The organism is Pseudomonas sp. ChxA (assembly GCF_030263855.1).
Classification (GTDB): Bacteria; Pseudomonadota; Gammaproteobacteria; order Pseudomonadales; family Pseudomonadaceae; genus Aquipseudomonas; species Aquipseudomonas fluorescens_CB.
Map to the genome: position 1 here is coordinate 2,338,198 of NZ_JARPMK010000001.1, position 26,598 is coordinate 2,364,795.

Consider the following 26,598-nt stretch of genomic DNA (forward strand, 5'->3'; position numbering starts at 1 on the left):
GCCGGTCTGGCCTTATCGCGGACAAGCCCGGCTCCCACAGTTGATGTGTGAACACAGTCAAAATGTGGGCGCTGGCTTGCCTGCGATAGCGGCACCGCGGTCTGCCAGAACCCCCCGCGCTGGTGTTACCATTCGCCCCTTGTTTCAATTTTCAGTTTTATCGCCCATTCGAGACCTGCCATGACCACCGTCCGCACGCGCATTGCGCCATCGCCTACTGGGGATCCCCACGTCGGTACTGCCTACATCGCCTTGTTCAACTACTGCTTTGCCAAGCAGCACGGCGGTGAATTCATCCTGCGGATCGAAGACACCGACCAGGTGCGCTCCACCCGTGAGTCGGAACAGCAGATCTTCGATGCCTTGCGCTGGTTGGGCATTACCTGGGCCGAAGGCCCGGATGTCGGCGGCCCGCACGGCCCGTATCGCCAGAGCGAGCGCAGCGACATCTACAAGCAGTACACCCAGCAACTGGTCGACATGGGCCACGCCTTCCCGTGCTTCTGCACCGCCGAAGAACTCGACCAGATGCGTGCCGAGCAACAGGCCCGTGGCGAAACCCCGCGTTACGACGGCCGCGCGCTGCTGCTGTCCAAGGAAGAAGTGGCCCAGCGCCTGGCTGCCGGCGAGCCGCATGTGATCCGCATGAAAGTGCCGAGCGAAGGCGTGTGCGTGGTGCCGGACATGCTGCGCGGTGACGTCGAGATCCCGTGGGACCGCATGGACATGCAGGTGCTGATGAAGACCGACGGCTTGCCGACGTACTTCCTGGCCAACGTGGTCGATGACCACCTGATGGGCATCACCCACGTGCTGCGCGGCGAAGAATGGCTGCCATCGGCGCCAAAACTGATCCTGCTGTACGAATACTTCGGCTGGGAGCAGCCACAGCTGTGCTACATGCCGCTGCTGCGTAACCCGGACAAGAGCAAGCTGTCCAAGCGCAAGAACCCGACCTCCGTCACGTTCTACGAGCGCATGGGCTTTATGCCTGAGGCGATGCTCAACTACCTGGGCCGCATGGGCTGGTCGATGCCGGACGAGCGCGAGAAGTTCTCGTTGCAGGAAATGGTCGATAACTTCGACCTGTCGCGCGTTTCCCTCGGCGGGCCGATCTTCGATATCGAGAAGCTGTCCTGGCTCAACGGCCAATGGCTGCGTGACTTGCCGGTGGAAGCGTTCGCCAGCCGTGTGCAGCAGTGGGCGTTGAACCCCGAGTACATGATGAAGATCGCGCCGCTGGTGCAGGGCAGGGTAGAGACGTTCAGCCAGGTCGCACCGCTGGCGAGCTTCTTCTTCGCCGGTGGCGTGAACCCGGATGCCAAGCTGTTTGAGTCCAAGAAGCTCTCCGGCGACCAGGTTCGCCAGTTGATGCAGTTGATCCTGTGGAAGCTCGAAAGCCTGCGCCAGTGGGAGAAGGACGCGATCACCGCGACGATCCAGGCGGTGGTCGAATCCCTTGAATTGAAATTGCGCGATGCCATGCCGCTGATGTTTGCCGCGATCACCGGGCAGGCCAGTTCGGTGTCGGTGCTCGATGCAATGGAAATTCTCGGCCCGGACCTCACGCGTTTCCGTCTGCGCCAAGCCCTTGATTTGCTTGGGGGTGTGTCGAAGAAAGAAAACAAAGAGTGGGAAAAGCTGTTGGGCGCTATCGCTTAAGCAGGCTGTTGTTACGACGAAACCCCGGTTTTCCGGGGTTTCGCCGGTAAGTGATTGTTATCCCGGCAAAAAAGTTTGGAAATTGTTGAAAATAAATTTGACACACTTCCAAACCGCCATTAAGATTCGCCCCGTCCTCACCGATGAGGGGCTATAGCTCAGCTGGGAGAGCGCTTGCATGGCATGCAAGAGGTCAACGGTTCGATCCCGTTTAGCTCCACCAATTTACAGGTTCAAGGTCTGGCCACACCGTCCTTGAATTGATCAGAACTCAGCTCTGATCGGTTGTACAGAAGGTTTTGTCCCCTTCGTCTAGTGGCCTAGGACACCGCCCTTTCACGGCGGTAACAGGGGTTCGAGTCCCCTAGGGGACGCCAGTTTCAACAAGCAGTTCGAAAGGTCTGCTGCGTCGCGAGACGAAAAATCCGGGGCTATAGCTCAGCTGGGAGAGCGCTTGCATGGCATGCAAGAGGTCAACGGTTCGATCCCGTTTAGCTCCACCAATTTACAGGTTCAAGGTTCCGGCCACACCGTCCTTGAATCGATCAGTTCTCAGCGCTGATCAGTGTATAGAAGGTTTGTGTCCCCTTCGTCTAGTGGCCTAGGACACCGCCCTTTCACGGCGGTAACAGGGGTTCGAGTCCCCTAGGGGACGCCACGATTACCCGCTCTGCGGGATTTTTAAGGGTCATTCAATTATTGAATGGCCCTTTTGTTTGTCTGGCGTTTGGTGTTTTCTGCTTAAACCAGTGTGGACCAGACGTAATTGCCGTTCTGGTTGATCAGTGTCTTGAAGCGCCAGACGCGATCACTCTTATAGCCCAATACCACCGCCTGCCCCTGATACACCTGGCTGACCCCTCCACTGCCATCCGGCACATTGCTGACGCCGCTTCCGTAAGACGTGGTGACGTTGTTGAGCATGCCCAGGTCCATCCCGCCCGTACCGTCGATTGTCAGCTTGCGGCGCGCTACCGGAAGCGGCCCGGTGTGCATGCTGGTGAGCTCCCCCAGATCTCGCCCCAGGGTATTGTTCCCCAACGCGCCCTGGGAAAAGGCGATGTGGGCCACTTTGGTTTCAGTCGCTACAAAGCGGCAGCCGGTAAACAGCGATGTCATGAAGAATGTGCAGCCCAGTGCGTCCATATCGGCATAGGTGGCTTGTGTGACCTCGCCGTTACGCCACGGCAGCCAGTAAATGTCGCCACTGTCACTCCACATCATTCCCTCGCTTTTGGGGTGTGGCGCATCCCCCAGGAAGACACGCCCTTCTGTGGCAAGGGAAGTTACGACCCGTGTACGTCCTTGCGGATGACAGCGATCATCAGAAGCCTCGTAGGCAAATTTGCCGGTGATGGATATGCGTTGTGTCGCAGGGCCGTTCAGCTCATGCAACGAACTCCAAAATAACATCGGTCACCCCTTTTACCTGGATTTGAAGACTGCGTTCACGTGGGCTTGCGTCAAGATAACGTCTGGTGAATGCGCTTTACTCCGGCGTGATCGAATGTCTCCTCCGGACGAGCGGTGATGCCGGTGGCTTGCCAAATATTATTATGGTAATAATATTCAACCCATGAGAAACGGAGGCTTTGATGAGCGATAAAAAAGCGCAAACCCGCGAGCGCATTTTGCAGGCCGCCAGCGCGGCGTTGATCCAGCGTGGCCCGGCTGAGCCCAGTGTCGGCGAAGTCATGGGCGCCGCTGGGCTGACGGTCGGCGGTTTCTACGCACACTTTGAAAGTAAAGACGCGCTGATGCTGGAGGCCTTCACCCAGTTGCTGGCTCGGCGGCGTGCGTCGATCGACGACATGGACGCGCAACTGACCGGTGAAGAACGCAGAAGCCTGGTGGCGGCGTTTTACCTGTCGCGCAAGCACCGCGACTCCACCGACCATGCCTGCCCGATCCCGGCCACCGTGGGCGAGATGAGCCGCCTGCCGGATGAGTTTCGTCTGGCGCTCAACGAGCACACGGAGTTGATGGCCGCCCAGTTGGCCGCCAGCCCCGAAGACACCGACAAGGCCTTGGCAGACATGGCCTTGATGATCGGCGGCCTGGCGCTGGCCCGTGCGCTTGGCCCGGGTGAGTTGTCCGACCGCGTGTTGCGCGCCGCCAAGTCGGCAGTGCGTTAAAAGGAGTCGCATGATGGGCGCATTAACCTGGATTCGTGGTTTCCATGGCACCGTTGGCCGTTTGGCGCCGCACACAGTGGCGAGCAAATTGCGCCGTACCTTCATGACGCCGCGCAACCTGCCGCCACGTGATTGGGAGCTGCCGCTGCTGGCGCAATCGGAGCGCATCACCTTGCGTTTCGGCTTGTCGGCGTTGCGCTGGGGCCAAGGGCCTGCGGTATTGCTGATGCACGGTTGGGAAGGGCGCCCTACGCAGTTCGCCAGCCTGATTACTGCGTTGGTGGCTAACGGTTATTCGGTGATTGCCCTGGATGGGCCTGCCCATGGTCGCTCACCGGGGCGTGAGGCGCATGTGTTGCTGTTTGCTCGCGCCATGCTTGAAGCCGCCGCTGAATTGCCGCCCTTGCACGCGGTAGTCGGGCATTCCATGGGCGGCGCCAGTGCGATGCTCGCGGTGCAATTGGGGCTGCGTACCGAGGCACTGGTGAGTATTGCCGCGCCCTCGCGCTTCCTGGATGTGCTGCGCGGTTTTACCCACATGGTCGGCTTACCGCCGCGTGCGCGCTCGGCGTTTATCCAAGAGGTCGAACTGACCTTCGGCATGCCGCTCAAGCACTTGGATGTGGCCCACTACCAGATGAACCTTCCGGGTTTGATTGTGCACGCTGAAGACGACACGTTTGTCCCGGTCAAAGCCTCGCAAGCCATCCATGAGGCTTGGTTCGACAGCCGTCTGCTGCGCCTGGAGCAGGGCGGCCACCAGCGGGTGCTGGCTGATCCACGGGTGATCGAGGGGGTGCTGGCCTTGTTGGCCGGCCGTCGTCTACAGGAGCGGCAAACTGCCTGATACACTGGTCGGCGACATTCATCGACTGGAGCAGGGCATGGGCTGGGATCTGGCAGCGCCGTTTATCATCGACCTGCAGGTCGCCGCTGAAGACATCGACGGTCTTGGGCACGCCAATAATGCGGTGTACGTGTCTTGGTTGGAGCGTTGTGCGTGGCGCCACTCCCAGCGTCTGGGGCTGGACCTCACTGAGTATCGGCGGCTGGACCGGGCCATGGCTGTGGTGCGTCATGAGATCGACTACCTTGCGGCTGGCTACGAGGGTGACGAGTTGCAATTGGCTACCTGGATTGTTGACTGGGACCAGCGGCTGAAGATGACTCGGCGCTTTCAACTGGTCCGCCCTCGGGACGGTGCGACCTTGCTGCGTGCGCAAACCACCTTTGTGTGTATCGAGCTGTCCAGCGGTAAGCCTAAGCGTATGCCTGTTGAGTTTCTTGACGGCTATGGGCCGGCGCTGACGGCTTAGGTATCGGCGTAAATCTTGGGTGCTGCGGTGTTGGGCTGTTTTGTATTGGGGGCATATCCGTTATTTGGGTGATGGCTGAGTAGGGTTCCGCTCTTACAGCGGGTCACTTTTGGCAAACGCCCCAAAAGTAACCAAAAGGTCTGTGCCCCACCACTCGGCCCCTCGCTTAGGCTCGGTGTGCCCTCACTCCGGCTTGAATCCGTGGGCCGCCGCGATGGGCCATCCTTGGCCCAGCGCGGCTAACCCGGCGTCCTGCCGGGTTACCCACGGATTCAAGCCTGCGTTCGGCCATCGTGGTTAACGGGGCGTCTCAGATCAAAATCAAGATCAAGATCTACAGCACGGCGGCCTGAAAGCCGACCTGAGTGGTTGAAGCAAGAGCCAGATCAAGTGCAAGTCAAAAGCCTATCTGAATACACTGAAGAACTGCTTTTCTGTGGGAGCTGGCTTGCCTGCGATGCAGACACCTCGGTGTGTCAGGTACACCGAGGTGTCTGCATCGCAGGCAAGCCAGCTCCCACCTTTGAATGAGTATGGCTCTGCTGTTGCTGTTGCTCCGGCCCTTACATCCTTTTCGATGACGAAGTCAGCGGTCTTTTGATCTGCGCTTTTGATCGTGATCTTGATCTGAAATCGCCCCCCCAAATCACTGTCGGATTGCGGGCATGCCGAGCCATAGCGAGGCACCGAGTGTTGGGGCGAGGACCTTTTGGTTACTTTTGACTGGGCCGGCATTCCGGTCCTTGCAAAAGTGACCCGCTGTAAGAGCGGAACCAATATCAGCCATCACCCAAATAACGGATATGTACACAGCCCAAACCCCGCCACAACCTTACCTAGATCCCTATGCCCTGACAGGCAGTTACCGATTCCTGCGGGAAACCCAGTAAACTGCGCCACGATTTTTGTTGAGTGTTTCCCATGCAAATTGCTTTGGCGCCCATGGAGGGGTTGGTCGACAACATCCTGCGGGATGTGTTGACCCGCGTGGGCGGTATTGACTGGTGCGTGACCGAGTTCATTCGCGTCAACGACCGCCTGCTTACCCCGGCCTATTTCCACAAGCTCGCCCCCGAGCTGCTGCACGGCGCCCACACCGCAGCGGGCGTGCCGTTGCGCGTGCAGTTACTGGGCTCAGACCCGGTGTGCCTGGCGGAAAACGCAGCGCTGGCGTGCGAGCTGGGTTCACAAGTCATCGACTTGAACTTCGGCTGCCCGGCCAAGACCGTCAACAAATCCCGTGGCGGTGCGGTACTGCTCAAAGAGCCGGAGCTGCTTAACCAGATCGTCGAGCACGTGCGCCGTGCTGTGCCGGCGCATATCCCGGTCACTGCGAAAATGCGCCTGGGCTTCGATAGCCCCGACGGCGCGTTGGTGTGCGCCACGGCCCTGGCTGAAGGCGGCGCGGCGCACATCGTGGTGCATGCGCGCACCAAGACCGATGGCTACAAACCGCCGGCCCATTGGGAGTGGATCCCGCGGGTGCAGGACGTGGTCAAGGTGCCGGTGTTTGCCAATGGTGACATCTGGAGCGTCGAAGACTGGAAGCGTTGCCGCGAAGTCAGCGGTGCCGAGGACATCATGCTTGGCCGTGGCCTGGTGGCCCGCCCGGACCTGGCGCGGCAGATCGTAGCGGCGAAGGCGGGCGAAGAGGTGGTGGAAATGACCTGGGCGCAGATGCAGCCGATGCTTCATGAGTTCTGGCGCCAGTCGGTGGCGCAACTCACCGAAAAACAGGCGCCTGGCCGTTTGAAGCAGTGGCTGGCGATGCTCACGCGCAACTATCCTGAAGCGGTCGAGCTGTTTACCGCACTGCGCCGTGAAACCGGGCTGGAGCAGGTCAGCCGCTTATTGGGTATGAAGCATCCTGACCCGACGTAGTGAAGTGACCACCGCCGCCTTTGTTGCAAAAATGCTCCGTATTGAAAGATACGGAGCATTTTTGCATTTAAAGGTATTACCGCGGCGGCTCACCTGGCTTGAAAGTTGGTTTTTTTGCCGGTTGAAGCTTTTTTAGTGCTGGAAAGTAACAGGCGCTATCGACCAGCGCTTAGTAGTTGCTACAGGGTTGTTCTGGAAAGTTGGTGGTTTTTTAATCGCGCAATAGGTGTTGCGAAAAGTGTTTCGCTGAGTGCGGTATAGCATGCGGTGTCATTTCACTGGTCGGCTAATTATGTCGCTTAATTGCAGTCTTGGCAGTTTATAAGTACATGTGTCCGTCGTCATGCGGGTAGGGGCGAGCGACGTCTTGGTTTTTCGTGAATAACTACGGGGGAAAGTCCTAAAGATTGATTTGGTTTCCTTATATGAAGCGCGATTTCTGGAACTCAATAATCTCGCGCTCCACAAAAGTGGGGACTGTGAAGCAACGCGGTTGCTTGCAGCACTTAAAACAACTGTCGCTGTTCTGGGTGTTTAATTGCCATGGCTGCGCTTAATTAGGAAATTGTTAATGTCTTTTTCGATCAATAACTCGCCCTTTATCAAAAATGATGCGTTGTCCCTTGACTCGAAACCGTCAAAAGGTCCCGATGTCGGTACGACGCTAAGCATGTCCGGGGCTGGTTTTGGGCATACTCCTTCCGCCCCTAAAACTGAATTTTCCGCAACGCTGCAGCGTGACGGGTTGAATAATGCCGGCGTGCTCACGAAACTGTTTGATATGTTTGATCAACTTATCAGTGCCATGCGTGAGATGTTTTCGGGCAAAGCTGAAATCGCTGATCGATTGCCGCAAACCAATAGCACGGTCCTCGCCAAACAGGACCCAGGCGTTCAGATCGTGGCGACGGCGCAGACTAAGTCGCAGGTGAAGGATTCCACTTCCGAGACTCAATCGAGAAGCAAACTGGAAGATGGCTCGCAGCAAAAGGACTCAGCCGTTGCAGGCGACCAAACCAAAACGACAACGCAAACAGGCCAGTTGCTTAAGAACATTGCGGCTGTAGAAACTCAATCGAAAAGCAAACTGGAAGAAGGCGCGCAGCAGAAGGACGCAGCCGTTGCAGGCGCCCAAACCAAAGCGACAACGCAAACAGGCCAGTTGCTTAAGAACACTGCGGCTGTAGAAACTCAATCGAAAAGCAAACTGGAAGAAGGCGCGCAGCAAATGGATGCAGCCGTTGCAGGCGCCCAAACCAAAGCGACAGTGCAAACAGGCCAGCCGCTTATGAACGCCACGGCTGTAGCAACGCAAATGAAAAGCAAGCTGGAAGAAGGCTCGCAGCAAATGGACGCAGCTGTTGCAGGCACCCAATCCAAAGCGACATCGCAAACAGACCAGCCGCTTAAGAACGCCACGGCTGTCGAAACTCAAACGAAGCGCACGCTGGAAGAAAGTTCGCAGCACAAGGACGTACACGTTGCAGGCGTTCAAACCAAAGAGCGGCTGCCAGTCGGTGTGTTGTCCAAGGTTATATCGGATGTTGCGAACCAACTGAAGAAGAAGTCGAGTGAGGATTCGCATCAAGCAGAAACGCGTGCCCCCGGGCTCCGTGTTTTACCTCAGGCACGTGAACCCGGCATTAATGTGACAACTGAAGCAAACCCACAGATCAAAGTGGAGGTCAATGTCAACCACTGCCACTGCCCTGAGACCTCGGGTGACGCCGGTAAGGCCTCGCGAGCGGTCGCCGGTGTGATGTCCAAGACTAACGCGCCTTTGCCGCCTGAAAAGGCAGTACTGACTGATAGTGTGGAAGGGCACGTAAAGTCAGTCATCACTGAGGGCAAGGACAGTGAGCTCGTTACTGAGGCCAAGGGCAGGCATGTCGAGACGGCCAAGACCGATGGCAAGGACGCAAAGCTCGTCACTGAGGCCAAGGACAGTCATGTCGAGACGGCCAAGACTGACGGCAAGGACACAAAGCTCGTCACTGAGGCCAAGGACAGTCATGTCGAGACGGCCAAGACCGATGGCAAGGACGCAAAGCTCGTTACTGAGGCCAAGGACAGTCATGTCGAGACGGCCAAGACCGATGGCAAGGACGCAACGCTCGTCACTGAGGCCAAGGACAGTCATGTCGAATCGGCCAAGACTGACGGCAAGGACGCAAAGCTCGTTACTGAGGCCAAGGACAGTCATGTCGAGACGGCCAAGACCGATGGTAAGCACGGCAAGGACGGTGAGCACGATTCCGATCACCTTACCGGTCTACGCCGTAGCCGTGATGAAGTCGCGGAGTCTGAAACCTCTGGCACGCGAGAGGCGACCTTGGAGGTAAGCACCCAGACCAAGCGTGGTGTAACCAGCCCAGGCCCTGCTGAAAATGAAAGTGATCGCTGGAACCAAGACTTCTCCAGCCGCTCCGGGCTGAGGAACTGACACCCGGCAGGGTGTTTTAACTTCGCCGATAACGCCGCGTTTCCTCGGGCCCAAGGTTCGGGGAAACGTTTGAAAACGTGGAGCAAGTCATGGTGTATTACCGAATTGATAACAGCGTTTACCCAGATGTGCGTCAGCTGCCAAGCATGGATTTGCATGACGTTCCCAATGAACGCGTGTCCTTTAACGCGCCAAGACCTGCCGGTTCGCGGTGGAGCTCGGTGCCGGTGCTCAGTGATAGGCCTGGGCACCCAAGGGCTGACAGCCTGGTGGACAGGGTTGCCGCATTCTTAGCGCGGTTGGCCAGTGGTCCCTCGCAGCCAAAGGCTAAGGTCCGTCCCGATGTGCCCCCACAACCCCAAGTGAATCCTCAGGCGGTGAGGCGTGCCACGCCAGCTGACTCGGCGCCCGTGGTGGCTTCCGCGCCTGCGCAGGGGCATGGAGGCGATATCCCGGGTTTGTCCAATAAGCGAAACGGCGCACAGCCTTTTAATATTTGGAGCGGGTTCCGTCAGGGGCCAGCCGGGAACTGTGCCACGGTAGCGGCGATCAAGGCTGCCATGTACAAATTCGGTCAAAGCCCGACAGACATCTACCGCGAAGTCAGGCGGCTGGACGGTGGTTATCGGGTAACGATGCGCGACAATTACACGCTCACATTGACCGACCGGGAGTTGGCATTTGCCACGCGCGCTTCACAGCTCATCGGCGCCGATAAGGGCATGCTCATGGATGCGCACTTTTTGGTTGCCGTCAGTGCCAAGCGTGGGCACGAGGAGAACAACGACGATACGGCGGGCGAGAGTTTTGAAGCGGGTGTGGACAGTTTGAACGATGGCGAGGACGAGGAAACACTCGGCGAGGGCTTCCTGCGGTTAGGGCTAGTTCACTATATGGAAAACGTCAGCGTGCGTGAACTTGCCGAAGGTCGCTTGGGCGTGAGTAATCGGCGGGGGCACTCGGTAGCGGTTATCAATGGCCGTGAAGAGATCTGGGGGCGACGAGGGGCTGCGCCTCGGCGAGGGGAGGCAGTGGCGCTCAAGCGCACTCCTGGCTGTCAACGCCTGGCCATTGCTCGGCGCCAAATGATCGGGCAATAAGGATCAGCGTTGGCGGCAACGTTCAATGTATCGCTACTCATTACTTTAATGCTTTTTTTAAAGTGTATTGATTGACAGGCTGCAGGAGTCATCTGTGTGAACATCGCCAAGCTAAACCTCTCTACGCTTTCAACACCCGTACATGTCGCGCCTTTAACAGCGCCGACAGTAAACTCGACAGGCGGGAAATGGCCGGATGTTGTTAATGCATTCAATGCCCCTCAAAGACGTTTTGGTGAGGACTACGATGCCAGTGCTCACACGGCGGTTATCAAAATGATGATGGTCACGTTTGGTCAACGCCCTGCGGACTTGTTTGCGCAGGTCAAGCGTGCCGGGCAGGGGTATGAAGTCACGCTTAGAGATGGCAACAAAGTGCAAGTCTCTGATCTCGAGCTACGGCAAACAGCCGCCCGCTCAAGATTGGTGGGAAATGACACGGCGGCGATCAGTGATGCGAACTTTGCATTGGCTGTGTTTGTTAAACGTAAACAACTGTTGGGCGCAGAGGCGGGTAACAGCCAGGCGTTTGAGCCTGTGTTGTCGACTTCTTTGCGTGGTGAGACGACCTACAATGTACTTCAGGGCTTGGGTATGGCCGGGTTATTACGCCAGATACCCGCGGCGCAGCTCGCAAGCAGCGGCGGCGTCGGTGTCATGGAGACTCATACATTTGGTGCAGGCTTGGTGTATGAGGGCGTGAGCCATGAATATGGGCGCAAGCGACCTGTTGATCGTCCCTATGTTTACGTACTGGTTAACAACAAGGCATCCGTTGATGTGCCGAGTAAAACGCCCGATTTGAAAGTCAGCAGCCAGCCCCAGAGGCCCTCCGGCCCTGGCGTGCAGCCAGTGCTTGATTCGACTTCCGACAGTGCTGTTCGGGCCACGGGCCAGACACCTGTGGATATCGTAAGAAGTTTTGACGTCGCTGAACGACGGTTCGGTGAGGGCGATAGCCGTCGGCATGCGTCCGTGATCAAAATGATGATGATGAGGTTTGGCCAAAGTCCGCAGGATGTGTTCGACAAGGTCGTGCCAGCCGCAGAGGGCTATGACATCACGATGAAGGACGGTTTTTCTTTACATCTGTCCAAAGAAGAATTGCGTCGTACGGCCGGGGTCTCGCGGTTTGCCGCAAGTGACAACGCTGCGGTGATGGATGCCAACTTCATGTTGGCGGCTTATGTGAAACGTGTGCAACTGTCCAGTACGGACGCCGATACCCATAGGCATTTTGACGCTGTGCTATCCGGGGTCATGCTTAATGACACGGTTTACCGGATATTGAAAGGAATGGGCATGATCGGTTTCCTGCGCATTGTTGAGCCCGAAAAAATGCAGGTAAAAGGCGCCGTTGCGGTCGTGGACAGTTTCGCCGGTGAATTGGTGCTGGATGGCATCAAGTACCAATCGGGCAAGCAAGAGCCAGTCGTTAAGGACTACGGCTATATGCTCGCCATGTATACGCCGGACACCGCCTCGGCAGAACGCGACAGCAACATTTCCAACCTCTCCAATCGCCCGGTTGGCGCCAAGCCTGAGAATATCTGGAGTGGGTTTTATCAGGGTTCCGAACTCAATTGTGTCACGGTCTCGGCGATCAAGGCTGCGATGATGAAGTATGGTCAAAATCCCCAGGGCATTTTCAAACGCATTACCGAGACACCTGAAGGGTATACCGTGACCATGCGTGATTCATGCACGGTGCACCTGACTTACGCCGAGTTGGAAAAAGCCAAAAAAGGCTCGCACTTCTTCGGTGAAGATAAAGGCCTCTTGCTCGATGCGATTTTCTGTTTCGCCGTGAGCGCCAAGCGCGCGCAAATGGAAAATCACGAGTTTCGAGCCGCCGCGAGTATTGAGGCCGCTATAGGGACGCTCAATGATAAGGAAACCCCAGGCGAAGCGCTTCGGCGCCTTGGCTTGTATGCCTTCACGCGTGGCAGCACTGCGCAGGAATTGGCCAGTGGCGTTCCGGGCACTCTTGCCAATCATGGCCACTCCGTAGGCGTTTTTGACGGAATTATCGATTTTTATGGGGCAAAAATGAAATTGGCCGGTTCGGACTGGGAGAAAGGCGCTCACGCGTTAAAACTGGTGTAAACCGGGTGAGGGCGGTTGGACCAGTAACTGCCTGAACGCCTTGATCGGCAACGGCCGGCTGTGCAAATACCCCTGGAACAAATGGCACCCCAGCTTTTGCAGGAACGCCAGTTGCTCCGGCGTTTCCACGCCCTCGGCAATCACGTCCAGATTAAGGCTGCGGGCCATGGCCACGATGGCGCGGATGATTTCCGCGTCATTGGGGTCATGGGTGGCATCGCGTACGAAGGACTGGTCGATCTTCAGCGCATCCACCGGCAGGCGCTTGAGGTAGGTCAGCGACGAATAGCCGGTGCCGAAGTCATCCATGGCAAAGCTTACGCCGAGTTTTTTCAGGCGGCGCATCTTGGCCACGGTGTCGTCCAGGTTCTGGATGACGATGCCTTCGGTGATTTCCAGCTTCAACAGGCTGCAGGGCAGGTGATGCTGTTTGAGGCTGCGTTCTACCCGCTCCACAAAGTCGTTCTGGCGAAACTGCCGGGGGCTGATATTCACGCACAAGCTGAAATTAAGCGGGTCTACCAGGCCCTCGGCAATCAGCTGCGCAAAGGCGCCGCAGGCCTCATCAAGAATCCAGGTGCCGACCTCCAGGATCAGGCCGCTGTCTTCCAACACCTTGATAAATTCGCTGGGTGACTGCGCGCCCAATTGTGGGTGCTGCCAGCGCACCAGCGCCTCGGCGCCGACAATTTTGTTGCCGCGTGCATCCACTTGGGGTTGGTAATGCACGCTGAACTCACCGCGTGACAGTGCCAGGCGCAGGTCGGTCTCCATGCGCAGGCGCTCACTGGCGGTTTTCTGCATGCTGTTGTGGAACATCTGCGTGGTATTGCGCCCCGAGTCCTTGGCGCGGTACAGCGCAATGTCGGCGCGCTTGAGCAGGTCGGCCGGGGTGGAGCCATGGTCGGGTATCAGTGCGACGCCGATGCTCGGTGTGACCTGCAAGCGGTGGCCATCCAGGAACATCGGTTCCGACAGCAGTTCGCGCAGCGTGTCGGCCAATATCTGCACTTGGCCGCTGACCTCTGCACGTGTGCCGTCCAGGCCACTGAGCAACACCACGAATTCATCACCGCCCAGGCGCGCCACGGTGTCCTCCAGACGCACGCTGGCTTCCAGCCGTGCAGTGACTATTTTCAGCACGGTGTCGCCCACCGGGTGACCGAGGGAATCATTGATGTGCTTGAAGTGGTCAAGGTCGAGGAACAATAACGCGCCGCGCAGGTTATGGCGTTTGAGCAGGGCGATCTGCTGACTGAGACGGTCCATCAGCAGTGCACGGTTAGGCAGGTTGGTCAGTGGGTCGTGATAGGCCAGGTGACGAATCTGCGCCTGGGCGTTTTTCAACAGGCTCACATCCCGTGCGGTCAACAGCAGGCAGGGGGTTTCATTGAGGGTTATCGGTTCGACCGACACCTCCACCGCCAACACTTCACCGCGCTTGTTGTGCCAGAGCATTTCCAGGTGATGAATACGGCCCTTGATCTGCAGTTCGGCCAACAACGCCGCGCGCTGGTTTTCATCAGCCCAGATGCCGATCTGGTAGAGCGTGAGGCCGATGGCCTCTTCGGCGCGGTAGCCGGTCAGGCGGCAGAAGCCGTCGTTGACCTCGACGTAACGGCCGGTGTCGCGTTCGGTAATGGAAATCGCGTCGGGGCTGGAGTGAAAGGCCTTGGCGAACTTCTCTTCACTGGCCTTGAGCGCGGCTTCCGAACGCTGTTGCTGGGTGATATCGCGCAACGTCGTGACAATGCAGGGTTGGTCACCGACCTTGATCAACCGGCTGGAAATCACGCAGGTCAGGCTGTGGCCGTTCTGGTGGTGTACCACCAGGGCCACATTGCTCAACGACTGTTCGCGAATCACCTGTTCAATGCGTTGCAGGCGCTGGCTCGAATCGTCCCACAGGCCGATCTGCTCGGCGCTGTTGCCGATCACTTCGGCGGCGGTCCAGCCAAACGTCTGGGTAAAGGCTGGGTTGATCTCGATAAACACGCCGCTGTCCAGGCACGTCACGCAGATCGGGTCGGGGCTGGCCTGGAACAGGCTGGCGAATTTTTCTTCGGAGGCAGTCAGGCGTTGTTCGCGTTCGACCTGGTCGGTGATATCGAGCAAGGTGCCGGCCATGCGCAGCGGCTTGCCGGCGTCATCGCGATACAGGCGTGCACGGCTTTCCAGGTAGCGCGGGCTGCCGTCTTCCATTTCCACGCGGTAGGTCAACTGATAGTTGCCGTCCGGGCCTTCGCGCAGGCTGCGATAGGCGTTGCGCATGCCCTCACGGTCGGCATCGGACATGCCTTCAAAAAACGCATCGAAGGCTTCGTGGAACGGTTCGGGTGGCAGGCCGTGCAGTTGGGCGGCGCGCGCCGAGCCGTAGAGCATACCGGTGGGGATGTGCCAGTCCCAGGTGCCCAGTTGCGCCGAATCCAGGGCCAGGTCGAGACGTTCCTGGCTGTCCTTGAGGGCCTGCTCGGCGTTCTTGCGGTCGGTGGTGTCGAGGAAGGTGCTGATCAGGTAAGCCTCGCCCTCAAGCTCGACCTTTTGCGCGCTGAGGGTGCCATCGTGAATCTGGCCGTTGCTGGCGCAGAACTGCACGTCCATGGTGATCGGCTCGCCCTTGCGCTGGGTGGCCTTGACCAGCAGCGCGCGCTCCTCGGGGTGGCGCCACAGGCCCAGCTCCAGAGTGGTGCGGCCAATGGCCTCGGCCACGGGCCAGCCAAAGTGAATCTCGAAGTACTGGTTGGCTTCGCTGATGCGGCCGTCGGACTGGCGGGTGAGCAACACCATGTTGGGGCACAGGTGAAACAGCGTGGCGAAGCGTTTTTCCGATTGCATGAGGGCGTGTTCGCGCTCGCGCTGGCGGGTGGTTTCGCGGATCACGCCGATCATGCGGCGCCGGCCGGTTTTGTCCGGCGCCAGGCTGCCGTTGATTTCCAGCCAGTGATGGCTGCCATCCGGCCATTGGATGTGGTGGTGCATGGCCTGCTCGAACGGCTCGCCCGCCAGCACCGCATGAAACGCGCGCACCACCCGGGCGCGGTCCTGGGGCGCCAGCAGGTCGAGGTAGTCCAGGTCTTTGGGCAGTGGTTGCCGAGGGTCGTAGCCGAACAGCGCCTGGGTGCCACGTGACCAACTGATCCTGCCGGTGTCGATTTCCCAGCACCACGCGCCAAGGCGGGCAGCATTGAGGGCCGCCAGCAATTGCGGAGCACTTTCCCAGCTTTGTTCCGCCTCTTGAGGGTCCAAGGCGTAAATGCGCGGCAGGGGCGGCACGGAATCGACGGGGTTGCGCATTATCAAAGGGCCTTGGCTCAATGGGCGTTCGGCGCGGAATTATTCAGGCTCTATGGGCCGCACAGCTTCATGCCGGTATCCCTGGCAAATCGACCTGTGCATCCAATAGGCTCATGAAAGCCCGCGCAGCGTTCGACAGCGTCCTTTCGGTGTGCACGATGTAGCCTAGCTGGCGACTGAGCTGTATGCCCGGCAAAGCGATGCTTGCCACCTGATCATCGAGCATAGTGCGCGGTAACACGCTCCAGGCCAGACCGATGGAGACCATCATCTTGATGGTTTCCAGGTAGTTGGTGCTCATCGCGATGTTGGGCGTAAGGCCTTGGGCCTCGAACAGCCGGCTGACGATATGGTGGGTAAAGGTGTTGCCGCCGGGAAAAACCGCCGGATGCTTGGCAATGTCGACCAGGTTGACGATGCCGTTGCCGGTCAGACTGTGTTCCGGCGCCACCACAAAATCCAGCGGGTCATCCCACACCGGCGTGGCACGCACCAGGTTGTGCGGGTCGGGCGCGAGGGTGATGACCGCCACTTCGGCGCGGCCATGCAGGATTTCTTCGTAGGCAACTTCCGAATCAAGGAACTGAATATCCAGTGCCACGTTGGGATATTGCCGCGTGAAGGTGCGCAGAATCGGCGGCAGGCGGTGCAGCCCGATGTGATGGCTGGTGGCCAATGTGAGCCGACCGCTGACTTCGCCGGTCAGGTTGGTCAGCGCCCGACGCGTATCGTCCAGCACATTCAGAATCTGATAAGCGCGTGGCAGCAGGGCGCGTCCGGCTTCGGTCAGGCCGACTTCGCGGCCCAGGCGGTCGAACAGGCGCACCTTTAATTGTTGCTCCAGCCCGGCGATGCGTTTGCTGATGGCCGGCTGGGTCAGGTGCAGGCGTTCACCGGCGCCGGAGAAGCTACCGGTCTCGGCGATGGCGATAAAGGCGTTGAGGTTGGCCAGGTCCATGGTGGTATTCCAGTTGGTAATCCAAAGCATAAAAAATATGAATTTGAGTTATTTAATGTAGCGCCATACCATCAGCCTCACAAGCCAAAGGGTTATTGAAAAGCCCGGCGTATAGATGCACCTGTGATGAGGACCGACTGATGGCCGGCAAAACGCTTTACGACAAGCTTTGGGATTCCCATGAAGTGAAACGGCGCGACGATGGCTCGTCGCTGATCTATATCGACCGTCACATCATCCATGAAGTGACCTCGCCCCAAGCGTTCGAAGGCCTGCGACTGGCCGGGCGCAAGCCTTGGCGCGTCGACTCGATCATCGCCACCCCGGACCACAACGTGCCGACCACCCCGGAACGCAAGGGCGGGATCGACGCCATCGTCGACACCGTGTCGCGCCTTCAGGTGCAGACCCTCGACGACTACTGCGACGAATATGGCATCACCGAATTCAAGATGAATGATGTGCGTCAAGGCATCGTCCACGTGATCGGCCCGGAGCAGGGCGCCACCTTGCCGGGCATGACCGTGGTCTGCGGCGACTCCCACACGTCCACCCACGGTGCGTTCGGCGCCTTGGCCCATGGCATCGGCACCTCCGAGGTGGAACATGTGTTCGCCACCCAGTGCCTGGTCGCCAAAAAGATGAAGAATATGTTGGTGAAAGTCGAAGGCACCTTGCCGTTCGGCGTGACCGCCAAAGACATCGTGCTGGCCGTGATCGGCAAGATCGGCACCGCCGGCGGTAACGGCCACGCCATCGAGTTTGCCGGCAGCGCGATTCGCGATCTGTCCATCGAAGGCCGCATGACCATCTGCAACATGTCCATCGAAGCCGGTGCCCGCGTGGGCATGGTGGCGGCGGACGAAAAAACCGTTGAATACGTCAAAGGTCGCCCATTCGCACCAGCGGGCGCCGATTGGGATGCCGCGGTTGAAGCCTGGAAAGACCTGGTTTCCGACGCCGACGCGGTGTTCGACACCGTGGTCGAACTCGACGCTGCCCAGATCAAGCCGCAAGTCAGCTGGGGCACCTCGCCGGAAATGGTCCTGGCGGTTGACCAGAACGTGCCGGACCCGGCTAAAGAAGCCGATTTGGTCAAGCGTGGTTCCATCGAGCGCGCTTTGAAATACATGGGTTTGAAAGCCAACCAGGCGATCACCGACATCCAGTTGGACCGCGTATTTATCGGCTCCTGCACCAACTCGCGGATCGAAGATTTGCGCGCTGCGGCGGTGATCGCCAAGGGCCGTAAAGTCGCCTCGACCATCAAGCAAGCCATCGTGGTGCCGGGTTCAGGCCTGGTCAAAGCCCAGGCTGAAGCCGAAGGCCTCGACAAGATCTTCCTCGAAGCCGGTTTTGAATGGCGTGAGCCGGGCTGCTCGATGTGCCTGGCGATGAACCCGGACCGTCTGGAGTCGGGCGAGCATTGCGCGTCGACCTCCAACCGTAACTTCGAAGGGCGTCAGGGCGCCGGCGGGCGTACTCACCTGGTCAGCCCGGCCATGGCCGCTGCGGCTGCCGTCAACGGTCGTTTCATCGACGTTCGCGAATTGATCTGAGGAATACCCGATGAGAGCTTTTACCCAACACACCGGCCTTGTCGCCCCTTTGGATCGCGCCAACGTCGACACCGACCAGATCATCCCCAAGCAGTTCTTGAAGTCGATCAAGCGCACCGGTTTCGGCCCTAACCTGTTCGACGAGTGGCGCTACCTGGACGTGGGCTACGCCTACCAGGACAACTCCAAGCGCCCGCTGAACAAAGACTTTGTGCTCAACGCCGAGCGCTACCAAGGTGCCAGCGTGCTGTTGGCGCGGGAGAACTTCGGCTGCGGTTCCAGCCGTGAACACGCACCTTGGGCTTTGGAAGAATATGGCTTTCGCAGCATCATCGCGCCGAGCTACGCCGACATCTTCTTCAACAACAGCTTTAAGAACGGCTTGCTGCCGATCATCTTGAGCGATGCCGAAGTGGATGAGTTGTTCAAGCAGGTGGAAGCGGATGTGGGCTACCAACTGACCGTTGACCTGGCCGCGCAAACCGTGACCCGCCCGGACGGCAAGGTGTATCACTTCGAGGTGGATGCGTTCCGCAAGCACTGCCTGATCAATGGTCTGGACGACATCGGCCTGACCTTGCAGGACGGCGACGCGATTGCCGCGTTTGAAACCAAGCACCGGGCGAGCCAGCCCTGGCTGTTTCGCGATGCCTGATTGGCGGTAACCGTGCGGGCCCCATCGCGGGCAAGCCCGACTCCCACCTTGGAATGCATTCCACTGTGGGAGCTGGCTTGCCGGCGATAGCGCCAGTACAACCACCCCAAAACCCAAGGAAAGCCACCATGACCACCACCGCCCACACCCAAGTCGTGCAAAAACAATTCGGCGAGCAAGCCTCGGCCTATCTGAGCAGTGCCGTGCACGCCCAAGGCACCGAATTCGCGCTGCTCCAGGCCGAACTGGCCGGGCAGGGCGCTGCACGGCTGCTGGATCTGGGTTGCGGTGCCGGTCATGTGAGTTTTAACGTGGCTCCGCTGGTTAAAGAAGTGGTGGCCTACGACCTGTCCCAACAGATGCTCGACGTGGTTGCGTCTGCCGCCAAAGACCGCAACCTGGCCAATATCCGCACGGTACACGGCGCCGCCGAGCGCCTGCCATTCGCCGACGGCGAGTTCGACTTCGTGTTCAGCCGCTACTCGGCCCACCACTGGAGCGACCTGGGCCTGGCGCTGCGCGAAGTGCGCCGGGTGCTCAAGCCGGGTGGCGTGGCGGCCTTCGTCGATGTCTTGTCACCGGGCAGCCCGCTGTTGGACACTTACCTGCAAACCGTCGAAGTGCTGCGCGACACCAGCCACGTGCGCGATTACTCCGCCGCCGAATGGATGCAACAGCTCAGCGAATCCGGCTTGCATGTGCGCACCAGCAGCCGTCAGCGCCTGCACCTGGAATACACTTCGTGGGTCGAGCGCATGCGCACGCCAGAAGTATTGCGCGCCGCCATCCTTGAGCTTCAGCAGGCAATGGGCCAGGAAGTGCGGGATTACTACGAGATTCAAGCCGACGGCACCTTCAGCACCGACGTGCTGGTGGTTTTCGCTGAACGCTGATTGATTTTTCCCGACCTGCCCACGGGCGGGTCGCTTGATGAAATGAGGAACGCATGAGCAAGCAGATTCTGATTCTCCCTGGCGACGGCATTGGTCCGGAAATCATGGCCGAAGCGGTCAAGGTCCTGGAACTCGCCAACAGCAAGTACAACCTGGGCTTTGAGCTGAGCCACGACGTGATCGGCGGCGCGGCCATCGACAAGCACGGCGTGCCGCTGGCCGACGAAACCCTGGACCGCGCCCGTGCGGCCGACGCCGTGCTGCTCGGCGCCGTGGGTGGCCCGAAGTGGGACACGATTGAGCGTGACATCCGCCCGGAACGCGGCCTGCTGAAAATCCGCGCGCAACTGGGCTTGTTCGGCAACCTGCGCCCGGCCATCCTCTACCCGCAACTGGCTGACGCGTCGAGCCTCAAGCCGGAAGTGGTGGCGGGCCTGGACATCCTGATCGTGCGCGAACTGACCGGCGGTATCTATTTCGGCTCGCCGCGCGGCGTGCGCGAATTGGAAAATGGCGAGCGTCAGGCCTACGACACCCTGCCGTACAGCGAAAGCGAGATCCGCCGTATCGCCCGTGTCGGTTTCGACATGGCCCGTGTGCGCGGTAAAAAGGTCTGCTCGGTGGATAAAGCCAACGTACTGGCCTCCAGCCAACTGTGGCGCGAAATCGTCGGGGAAGTCGCCAAGGACTATCCGGACGTCGAGTTGAGCCACATGTACGTCGACAACGCGGCCATGCAACTGGTGCGTGCGCCCAAGCAGTTTGACGTGATCGTCACCGACAACCTGTTCGGCGACATCCTGTCCGACCAGGCCTCGATGCTCACCGGCTCCATCGGCATGCTGCCGTCGGCGTCCCTGGACACCAACAATAAAGGCATGTACGAGCCGTGCCACGGTTCGGCGCCGGACATCGCGGGCCAGGGCATTGCCAACCCGCTGGCGACCATTTTGTCGGTCTCGATGATGCTGCGTTACAGCTTCAACCTGAGCGAAGCGGCGGATGCCATCGAGAAGGCGGTCAGCCTGGTGCTGGATCAAGGTTTGCGCACCGGTGACATTTGGTCACAGGGTTGCAGCAAAATCGGCACGCAAGAAATGGGCGACGCAGTAGTCGCCGCGCTGCGGAATCTGTAATCTCTCGGGCCCGCTTGCAGTTGTTGCTGCAAGGCGGCCCACTTTTTAACAAGGTGTAGTTGCGATGAAACGTGTAGGTCTGATCGGTTGGCGCGGTATGGTCGGTTCCGTGCTCATGCAGCGGATGCTGGAAGAGCAGGATTTCGATCTTATTGAGCCGGTGTTTTTCACCACTTCGAACGTAGGTGGCCAAGGGCCGTCCGTGGGCAAGGATATCGCCCCGCTCAAGGACGCCTACAGCATTGAAGAGCTGAAAACCCTCGACGTGATTCTGACCTGCCAGGGTGGCGACTACACCAGCGAAGTCTTCCCCAAGCTGCGTGAAGCCGGCTGGCAGGGTTACTGGATCGACGCCGCATCGAGCCTGCGCATGCAGGATGACGCGGTGATCATCCTCGACCCGGTGAACCGCAAGGTCATCGACCAGCAGCTGGATGCCGGCACCAAGAACTACGTCGGCGGCAACTGCACCGTCAGCCTGATGCTGATGGGCCTGGGCGGCTTGTTCGAAGCCGGCCTGGTTGAGTGGATGAGCGCCATGACGTATCAGGCGGCGTCCGGCGCCGGCGCGCAGAACATGCGCGAACTGATCAAGCAGATGGGCGCGACCCACGCCGCTGTTGCCGATCAACTGTCCGACCCTGCCAGCGCGATCCTCGACATCGACCGTCGTGTGGCCGAAGCCATGCGCAGCGACGCTTACCCGACCGAGAACTTCGGTGTGCCATTGGCCGGCAGCCTGATCCCGTGGATCGACAAGGAGCTGCCGAACGGCCAGAGCCGCGAAGAGTGGAAGGCCCAGGCCGAGACCAACAAGATTTTGGGTCGCTTCAAGAACCCGATTCCGGTGGACGGCATCTGCGTGCGCATCGGCGCCATGCGCTGCCACAGCCAGGCGCTGACCATCAAGCTGAACAAAGACGTGCCGATCGCCGATATCGAAGGGCTGATCAGCCAGCACAACCCATGGGTCAAGCTGGTGCCGAACAACCGTGATATCAGCATGCAGGAGCTGAGCCCGACCAAGGTCACCGGCACCCTGAATGTACCGGTGGGCCGTCTGCGCAAGCTGAATATGGGCAGCCAGTTCCTCGGCGCTTTCACGGTCGGCGACCAACTGCTGTGGGGCGCGGCCGAGCCGCTGCGTCGCATGCTGCGGATCTTGCTCGAGCGTTGATCGCTGCCGGTAATGACCAACCCGCGCTCTGGTGACAGGCGCGGGTTTTTTATTACCCTTGAGGCCGCCATCGCAGGCAAGCCAGCTCCCACATGATCGTTCCCACGCTCTGCGTGGGAATGCAGCCAGGAACGCTCTGCGTCCCAAAAGCGGACGCAGAGCGTCCAGCGAGGCATTCCCACGTAGAGCGTGGGAACGATCATTCAAGTGTGGGAGCTGGCTTGCCTGCGATGAGGCCATCAGTTACACACCAAAGGCCAGCTTAATTGCCTCACCCCGAGCCACCCGGTAAAGTGCCGCTCCCCCCGCAATGCCCGAGGCAACCTCCATGACCCAGACCTTTGAAATCGCCGTGATCGGCGCCACCGGCACTGTCGGTGAAACCCTGGTGCAGATTCTCGAAGAACTGGATTTTCCGGTGGGCACTCTCTATCTGCTGGCCGGCAGCAATTCGGCCGGCGCCTCCGTGCCGTTTCGCGGCAAGAACGTGCGGGTCAAGGAAGTCGATGAGTTCGATTTCAAAAAAGCGCAGCTTGCATTCTTTGCGGCCGGCCCGGCCGTTACCTTGAGCTTCGCCCCGCGCGCCACCGCTGCAGGCTGTGCGGTGATCGACCTGTCTGGCGCCTTGCCCGCTGACCAGGCGCCTCACGTGGTGCCGGAAGCCAACGCCCATGTCTTGGACAGTTTGAAAAAGCCCTTCCAACTGAGCAGCCCAAGCCCATCGGCGACTAACCTGGCCGTGGTGCTGGCGCCGTTGCGTGAATTGTTGGAGATCCAGCGTGTCAGCGTCACCGCCAACCTGGCGGTATCCGCCCAGGGCCGTGAAGCCGTCAGCGAGTTGGCGCGACAGACCGCCGAACTGTTGAACGTACGCCCACTGGAGCCCAAGTTTTTTGATCGGCAGATGGCGTTCAACCTGTTGGCACAAGTCGGCACGCCAGATGCGAAAGGTCATACAGCCCTGGAGAAGCGTCTCGTACACGAACTGCGTGCGGTGTTGGAAACTCCATTGCTGAAGATTTCTGCAACCTGCGTTCAAGCCCCGGTGTTTTTTGGCGATAGCCTGACGGTGTCGCTGCAATTGGGCGCGCCGGTCGACCTGGCAGCGGTGAACCGCGCACTGGAAGCGGCGCCGGGCATTGAACTGGTCGAAGAGGGTGATTACCCCACAGCTGTGGGCGATGCGGTCGGCCAGGATGTGGTCTACGTCGGCCGTGTGCGTGCGGGTGTGGATGACCCGGCGGAACTAAATCTCTGGCTGACGTCAGATAACGTACGCAAGGGCGCGGCACTCAACGCCGTACAGCTGGCGCAGTTGTTGATAAAAGGCCTTGCGTAAAAGATACTTGGCGGCAATTTGTAGATTGATTCTAGCCAGGCGCTATGCTTGGCCCCAAGTGTTAAAGAAGCGCGTCGGTAACCTATCGGCTCGCCATGCCTTATGGCAGCGGTTACCAACCTTCTCGCAGGCCGGGGAGTGTTCAGACAAAGGATGAGGCTATGGTTCAAGTTCGCAAACTGGTGTTAGCAATAGCGGCCGCCTCGGCGCTGTCCTCCGGTATGGCGCAGGCGCTGCAACTTGGGGAGATGACCCTCAAGTCGAAGCTGAACCAGCCGTTGTCGGTGGAAATTGAATTGCTCGACGTGGGCGGCCTCACAGCTTCCGAGATCACTCCGAGCCTGGCTTCCGACCAGGCATTTGTCGATGCAGGCGTGGACCGCCAGGCCTTTCTCAATGACCTCACATTTACCCCGGTGGTCAATCCCAGCGGCCGCAGTGTGGTGCGTGTCACCTCCAGCAAGCCGCTGCCAGATTCCTACGTACGTTTCCTATTGCAGGTGCAGTGGCCCAATGGCCGCTTGATGCGCGACTACAGTGTGTTGCTCGACCCGGCCAAGTTCGAGCAACCGGCGACAGCGCCAGCCGCCAGTGCGCCCGCTCCTCGTTTAAGCGCGCCGACCAGCACCTCGCGAGCCAGCACGGCGAAGACCGCCAGCACGTCTGCTCAGCACACCACAACGTCTCGCGATACGTTGTGGGAAATTGCTGAAAAGAACCGCAACGGTGCATCGGTGCAGCAAACCATGCTGGCCATCCAGGCGCTTAACCCTGACGCCTTTGTCGACGGCAACATCAACCGCCTGAAAACCGGCCAGGTCCTGCGCCTGCCGGACCGTCAGCAAGCCACCAGCTTGCCGCAGCCCGAGGCGATTGCCGAAGTGACCGCGCAAAATGCTGCCTGGCGCGAAGGCCGTCGCACAGCGAGTAACCCGGTGGCGGGCAAGCAACAGCTTGACGCGACCAAACGCACCCAGGCCGGCAATGCGCCGTCGAGTACCACGGCAAAGGATAACTTGAGCCTGGTGTCGGCGGAGTCGGCCAAAAAAGGCGCGAAGGGCAAGGCCGGTGATAGCCGTGCGGTGAGCGATAAACTGGCGATGACCCAGGAGCAGTTGGACACCACCCGTCGCGACAATGAAGAGCTGAAAAGCCGTGCGGCGGACCTGCAAAGCCAGCTGGACAAGCTGCAAAAACTGATTCAACTGAAAAACGATCAACTCGCCAGGTTGCAGGCCGGCAACCCTGAGCCGGCGGCACAGGCGACAGCGGCGATGCCCGCTCAATTGGCGGCTGAACCTGCGGCCACGCCAGCACCGGCTGAGGCTGCGCCCGTTGCAGCCGCACCAGCGCCTGAGCCGATCAAGCCAGAAGCGGCGCCTGCCACCCGCGAAGGCAAGTTCAACGAGCTGCTGACCAACCCGATCGTCCTCAGTGTAATCGGCGGCGCGGCTGTCTTGCTGGCGTTGCTGCTTCTGCTGCTGTGGGTGCGCCATCGCAATGCGCGCCTCGAAGAGGAAAAGCACCTGCGCATGGCCCGGGCCCTGGCCGAAGAGCCGGTATTCACGCCAAATGTGGATCACGACCTGCCAGCGGACAGCTTTGAAGGCCTTGAAGTGGCAGCGCCGAACGTTAAATTGGCCGCCGCGCCAGCGCCAGCTGCTGTTGCTGAACCGGTGGTGGTGCCCTCGGTTGCCTCCGTACTGGCGCCTTTGGCCGTTGCCGTTGCCCCGGAAAACTCCAGTGATGCACTGGCGCAAGCTCAATCCCATATCGACCGTGGCCACCTGAACCAAGCCGCCGATGTGCTGGAGCAGGCGATCAAGCGCGAACCCAAGCGCAGCGACCTGCGCTTGAAGTTGATGGAAGTCTATGGCCTGCAAGGCGATAAGGACGGTTTTGTCACCCAAGAGCGTCAACTGGTGGCCAATGGTGAAAACCATGCCCAGGTCGAGCAACTGAAAAACCGCTTCCCGGCCATGGCCGTGTTGGCGGCGGGCGTCAGTGCTGCGGTGGCGGCGGCGGCCCTGGATGCTCAATACGTCAAGGATTTGCTCGAAGACAAGCCTGCGGCGCCTGCCCCGGGACCTGACGCATTCGACACCGATTTCGACCTGAGTCTGGATGACCTGGAAGCGGCATCACCCGCCGTAGTCAGCCCTAAAGACGAACCGAGCTTTGAATCGCTGCTGCAACAGCAGACTGAAGCCAAGGCCAGCCCTGACGACTTGTCGGACTTCGATCTGGATTTGCAACTCGAGGCGCCGTCTTCGCAGGCCGATGACGACTTCCTCTCGGGTCTGGAAGATCAAATGAAGGACGTGCCGGCCGTCGAGCCGCCGACCTTGGCGCCCACTGCGCTGGACGATTTTGACTTGCCGGAAGATTTCGACCTGTCCCTGGCCGATGAGCCACAAGCCCCGGCCACTGCCAAGCCGGATGCATTTGCCTCAGAGCTCGATGACGTCAACGCAGAACTCGATCGCCTGTCCCAGAGCCTCGAACATCCGCCGATCGAGCCTTCGTTCACTGCCGAAGATGCGGCGTTGGGTGCTGATGAGCCAGAGTTCGACTTCCTCTCCGGCACCGATGAAGTCGCCACCAAGCTGGACTTGGCCCAGGCCTACATCGACATGGGCGATGCGGACGGCGCCAAGGACATCCTCAATGAAGTGCTGACCGAGGGCAGTGAAGAGCAGCGCGGTGAAGCCAAGGAAATGCTCGGAAAAATCTAACGGTTGATACAAACCCCTGTGGGAGCTGGGTTGTGTGGGAGCTGGCTTGCCTGCGATGGCGTCAACCGGGTCTCAACTGTAGACCGAGGTGCCTGTATCGCAGGCAAGCCAGCGCCCACACAACAAAAGCGCCCCGCATAGCTCCAGCGCCTTTATAATGCCCGCCTTCGCGCAACTCATCGGGCTCTCAGTTCTTGGCAAATATAGAT

At 59.5% G+C, this 26,598-nt stretch carries 18 protein-coding genes and 4 tRNA genes; 19 read left to right on the top strand and 3 right to left on the bottom strand.

Annotated features, from left to right (window positions below; genetic code table 11):
* Positions 1–180: 180 nt before the first annotated feature.
* From gltX to P5706_RS10470, 5 genes are all read left to right on the top strand, one after another.
* Positions 181–1,662, top strand: coding sequence for a glutamate--tRNA ligase (gene gltX, locus P5706_RS10450; RefSeq protein WP_200431401.1), 1,482 nt, complete (start codon positions 181–183; stop codon positions 1,660–1,662).
* Positions 1,663–1,809: 147 nt separating this feature from the next.
* Positions 1,810–1,885 (top strand) — tRNA-Ala (locus P5706_RS10455).
* A gap of 78 nt (positions 1,886–1,963) precedes the next feature.
* Positions 1,964–2,039 (top strand) — tRNA-Glu (locus P5706_RS10460).
* 50 nt (positions 2,040–2,089) lie between these two features.
* A tRNA-Ala gene (locus P5706_RS10465) sits at positions 2,090–2,165 on the top strand.
* Between the two features lie 79 nt (positions 2,166–2,244).
* Positions 2,245–2,320 (top strand) — tRNA-Glu (locus P5706_RS10470).
* Between the two features lie 83 nt (positions 2,321–2,403).
* Here the strand turns inward: P5706_RS10470 and P5706_RS10475 are convergent.
* Positions 2,404–3,075: a hypothetical protein gene (locus P5706_RS10475; protein WP_200431402.1), complete on the bottom strand. Its 672-nt coding sequence runs from the start codon at positions 3,073–3,075 to the stop codon at positions 2,404–2,406.
* Positions 3,076–3,257: 182 nt separating this feature from the next.
* On the opposite strand from P5706_RS10475, the gene P5706_RS10480 reads away from it, so the two are divergent.
* The 7 genes from P5706_RS10480 (at position 3,258) to P5706_RS10510 (ending at position 12,643) form a co-directional block, all read left to right on the top strand.
* Positions 3,258–3,797, top strand: coding sequence for a TetR/AcrR family transcriptional regulator (locus P5706_RS10480; RefSeq protein WP_017138728.1), 540 nt, complete (start codon positions 3,258–3,260; stop codon positions 3,795–3,797).
* Between the two features lie 13 nt (positions 3,798–3,810).
* Positions 3,811–4,644, top strand: coding sequence for an alpha/beta hydrolase (locus P5706_RS10485; protein WP_200431403.1), 834 nt, complete (start codon positions 3,811–3,813; stop codon positions 4,642–4,644).
* A gap of 37 nt (positions 4,645–4,681) precedes the next feature.
* Positions 4,682–5,113, top strand: coding sequence for an acyl-CoA thioesterase (locus P5706_RS10490; protein ID WP_285679191.1), 432 nt, complete (start codon positions 4,682–4,684; stop codon positions 5,111–5,113).
* Positions 5,114–6,034: 921 nt separating this feature from the next.
* A complete protein-coding gene (locus tag P5706_RS10495; protein ID WP_200432922.1) occupies positions 6,035–6,994 on the top strand; it encodes a tRNA dihydrouridine synthase in 960 nt (319 codons plus the stop codon).
* A gap of 571 nt (positions 6,995–7,565) precedes the next feature.
* Complete coding sequence (locus P5706_RS10500) at positions 7,566–9,437, top strand: hypothetical protein (protein WP_285679192.1); 1,872 nt, start codon at positions 7,566–7,568, stop codon at positions 9,435–9,437.
* A 560-nt stretch (positions 9,438–9,997) separates the two neighbouring features.
* Positions 9,998–10,537: a hypothetical protein gene (locus P5706_RS10505; RefSeq protein ID WP_200432920.1), complete on the top strand. Its 540-nt coding sequence runs from the start codon at positions 9,998–10,000 to the stop codon at positions 10,535–10,537.
* 96 nt (positions 10,538–10,633) lie between these two features.
* Entirely contained in the window at positions 10,634–12,643 is a 2,010-nt protein-coding gene (locus P5706_RS10510; RefSeq protein ID WP_285679194.1) for a hypothetical protein, read from the top strand.
* Here the strand turns inward: P5706_RS10510 and P5706_RS10515 are convergent.
* Together P5706_RS10515 and P5706_RS10520 are read right to left on the bottom strand one after the other, a co-directional pair.
* On the bottom strand, positions 12,629–15,937 hold the full coding sequence (locus P5706_RS10515) for an EAL domain-containing protein (protein WP_285679195.1): 3,309 nt from the start codon (positions 15,935–15,937) through the stop codon (positions 12,629–12,631). The two genes, P5706_RS10510 and P5706_RS10515, sit on opposite strands and share 15 nt — an antisense overlap.
* 67 nt (positions 15,938–16,004) lie before the next feature.
* The gene (locus P5706_RS10520) at positions 16,005–16,895 is read right to left on the bottom strand and encodes a LysR family transcriptional regulator (protein WP_200432917.1); all 891 of its coding nucleotides are present in this window, start codon (positions 16,893–16,895) and stop codon (positions 16,005–16,007) included.
* 140 nt (positions 16,896–17,035) lie between these two features.
* Here P5706_RS10520 and leuC point away from each other — a divergent pair, with 140 nt between their 5' ends.
* The 7 genes from leuC (at position 17,036) to P5706_RS10555 (ending at position 26,389) form a co-directional block, all read left to right on the top strand.
* Positions 17,036–18,454: a 3-isopropylmalate dehydratase large subunit gene (leuC, locus tag P5706_RS10525; protein WP_219268743.1), complete on the top strand. Its 1,419-nt coding sequence runs from the start codon at positions 17,036–17,038 to the stop codon at positions 18,452–18,454.
* Between the two features lie 10 nt (positions 18,455–18,464).
* The gene (gene leuD / locus P5706_RS10530) at positions 18,465–19,109 is read left to right on the top strand and encodes a 3-isopropylmalate dehydratase small subunit (RefSeq protein WP_094953214.1); all 645 of its coding nucleotides are present in this window, start codon (positions 18,465–18,467) and stop codon (positions 19,107–19,109) included.
* Between the two features lie 128 nt (positions 19,110–19,237).
* Positions 19,238–20,002, top strand: coding sequence for a class I SAM-dependent methyltransferase (locus P5706_RS10535; protein ID WP_285679196.1), 765 nt, complete (start codon positions 19,238–19,240; stop codon positions 20,000–20,002).
* A 53-nt stretch (positions 20,003–20,055) separates the two neighbouring features.
* A complete protein-coding gene (gene leuB, locus P5706_RS10540) occupies positions 20,056–21,138 on the top strand; it encodes a 3-isopropylmalate dehydrogenase (protein WP_285679197.1) in 1,083 nt (360 codons plus the stop codon).
* A 64-nt stretch (positions 21,139–21,202) separates the two neighbouring features.
* Positions 21,203–22,315, top strand: a complete 1,113-nt coding sequence (asd, locus tag P5706_RS10545; protein WP_285679199.1) for an aspartate-semialdehyde dehydrogenase — start codon at positions 21,203–21,205, stop codon at positions 22,313–22,315.
* Positions 22,316–22,643: 328 nt separating this feature from the next.
* Positions 22,644–23,654: an aspartate-semialdehyde dehydrogenase gene (locus P5706_RS10550; RefSeq protein ID WP_200432912.1), complete on the top strand. Its 1,011-nt coding sequence runs from the start codon at positions 22,644–22,646 to the stop codon at positions 23,652–23,654.
* Positions 23,655–23,815: 161 nt separating this feature from the next.
* A complete protein-coding gene (locus tag P5706_RS10555; RefSeq protein WP_285679200.1) occupies positions 23,816–26,389 on the top strand; it encodes a FimV/HubP family polar landmark protein in 2,574 nt (857 codons plus the stop codon).
* Positions 26,390–26,598 lie beyond the last annotated feature (209 nt).

Bases quoted from the DNA above. Each gene is read 5' to 3' on its own strand.
- gltX (WP_200431401.1), top strand. From the start codon at position 181: ATGACCACCGTCCGCACGCGCATTGCGCCATCGCCTACTGGGGATCCC.
- P5706_RS10475 (WP_200431402.1), bottom strand. From the start codon at position 3,075: ATGTTATTTTGGAGTTCGTTGCATGAGCTGAACGGCCCTGCGACACAA.
- P5706_RS10480 (WP_017138728.1), top strand. From the start codon at position 3,258: ATGAGCGATAAAAAAGCGCAAACCCGCGAGCGCATTTTGCAGGCCGCC.
- P5706_RS10485 (WP_200431403.1), top strand. From the start codon at position 3,811: ATGGGCGCATTAACCTGGATTCGTGGTTTCCATGGCACCGTTGGCCGT.
- P5706_RS10490 (WP_285679191.1), top strand. From the start codon at position 4,682: ATGGGCTGGGATCTGGCAGCGCCGTTTATCATCGACCTGCAGGTCGCC.
- P5706_RS10495 (WP_200432922.1), top strand. From the start codon at position 6,035: ATGCAAATTGCTTTGGCGCCCATGGAGGGGTTGGTCGACAACATCCTG.
- P5706_RS10500 (WP_285679192.1), top strand. From the start codon at position 7,566: ATGTCTTTTTCGATCAATAACTCGCCCTTTATCAAAAATGATGCGTTG.
- P5706_RS10505 (WP_200432920.1), top strand. From the start codon at position 9,998: ATGTACAAATTCGGTCAAAGCCCGACAGACATCTACCGCGAAGTCAGG.
- P5706_RS10515 (WP_285679195.1), bottom strand. From the start codon at position 15,937: ATGCGCAACCCCGTCGATTCCGTGCCGCCCCTGCCGCGCATTTACGCC.
- P5706_RS10520 (WP_200432917.1), bottom strand. From the start codon at position 16,895: ATGGACCTGGCCAACCTCAACGCCTTTATCGCCATCGCCGAGACCGGT.
- leuC (WP_219268743.1), top strand. From the start codon at position 17,036: ATGGCCGGCAAAACGCTTTACGACAAGCTTTGGGATTCCCATGAAGTG.
- leuD (WP_094953214.1), top strand. From the start codon at position 18,465: ATGAGAGCTTTTACCCAACACACCGGCCTTGTCGCCCCTTTGGATCGC.
- P5706_RS10535 (WP_285679196.1), top strand. From the start codon at position 19,238: ATGACCACCACCGCCCACACCCAAGTCGTGCAAAAACAATTCGGCGAG.
- leuB (WP_285679197.1), top strand. From the start codon at position 20,056: ATGAGCAAGCAGATTCTGATTCTCCCTGGCGACGGCATTGGTCCGGAA.
- asd (WP_285679199.1), top strand. From the start codon at position 21,203: ATGAAACGTGTAGGTCTGATCGGTTGGCGCGGTATGGTCGGTTCCGTG.
- P5706_RS10550 (WP_200432912.1), top strand. From the start codon at position 22,644: ATGACCCAGACCTTTGAAATCGCCGTGATCGGCGCCACCGGCACTGTC.
- P5706_RS10555 (WP_285679200.1), top strand. From the start codon at position 23,816: ATGGTTCAAGTTCGCAAACTGGTGTTAGCAATAGCGGCCGCCTCGGCG.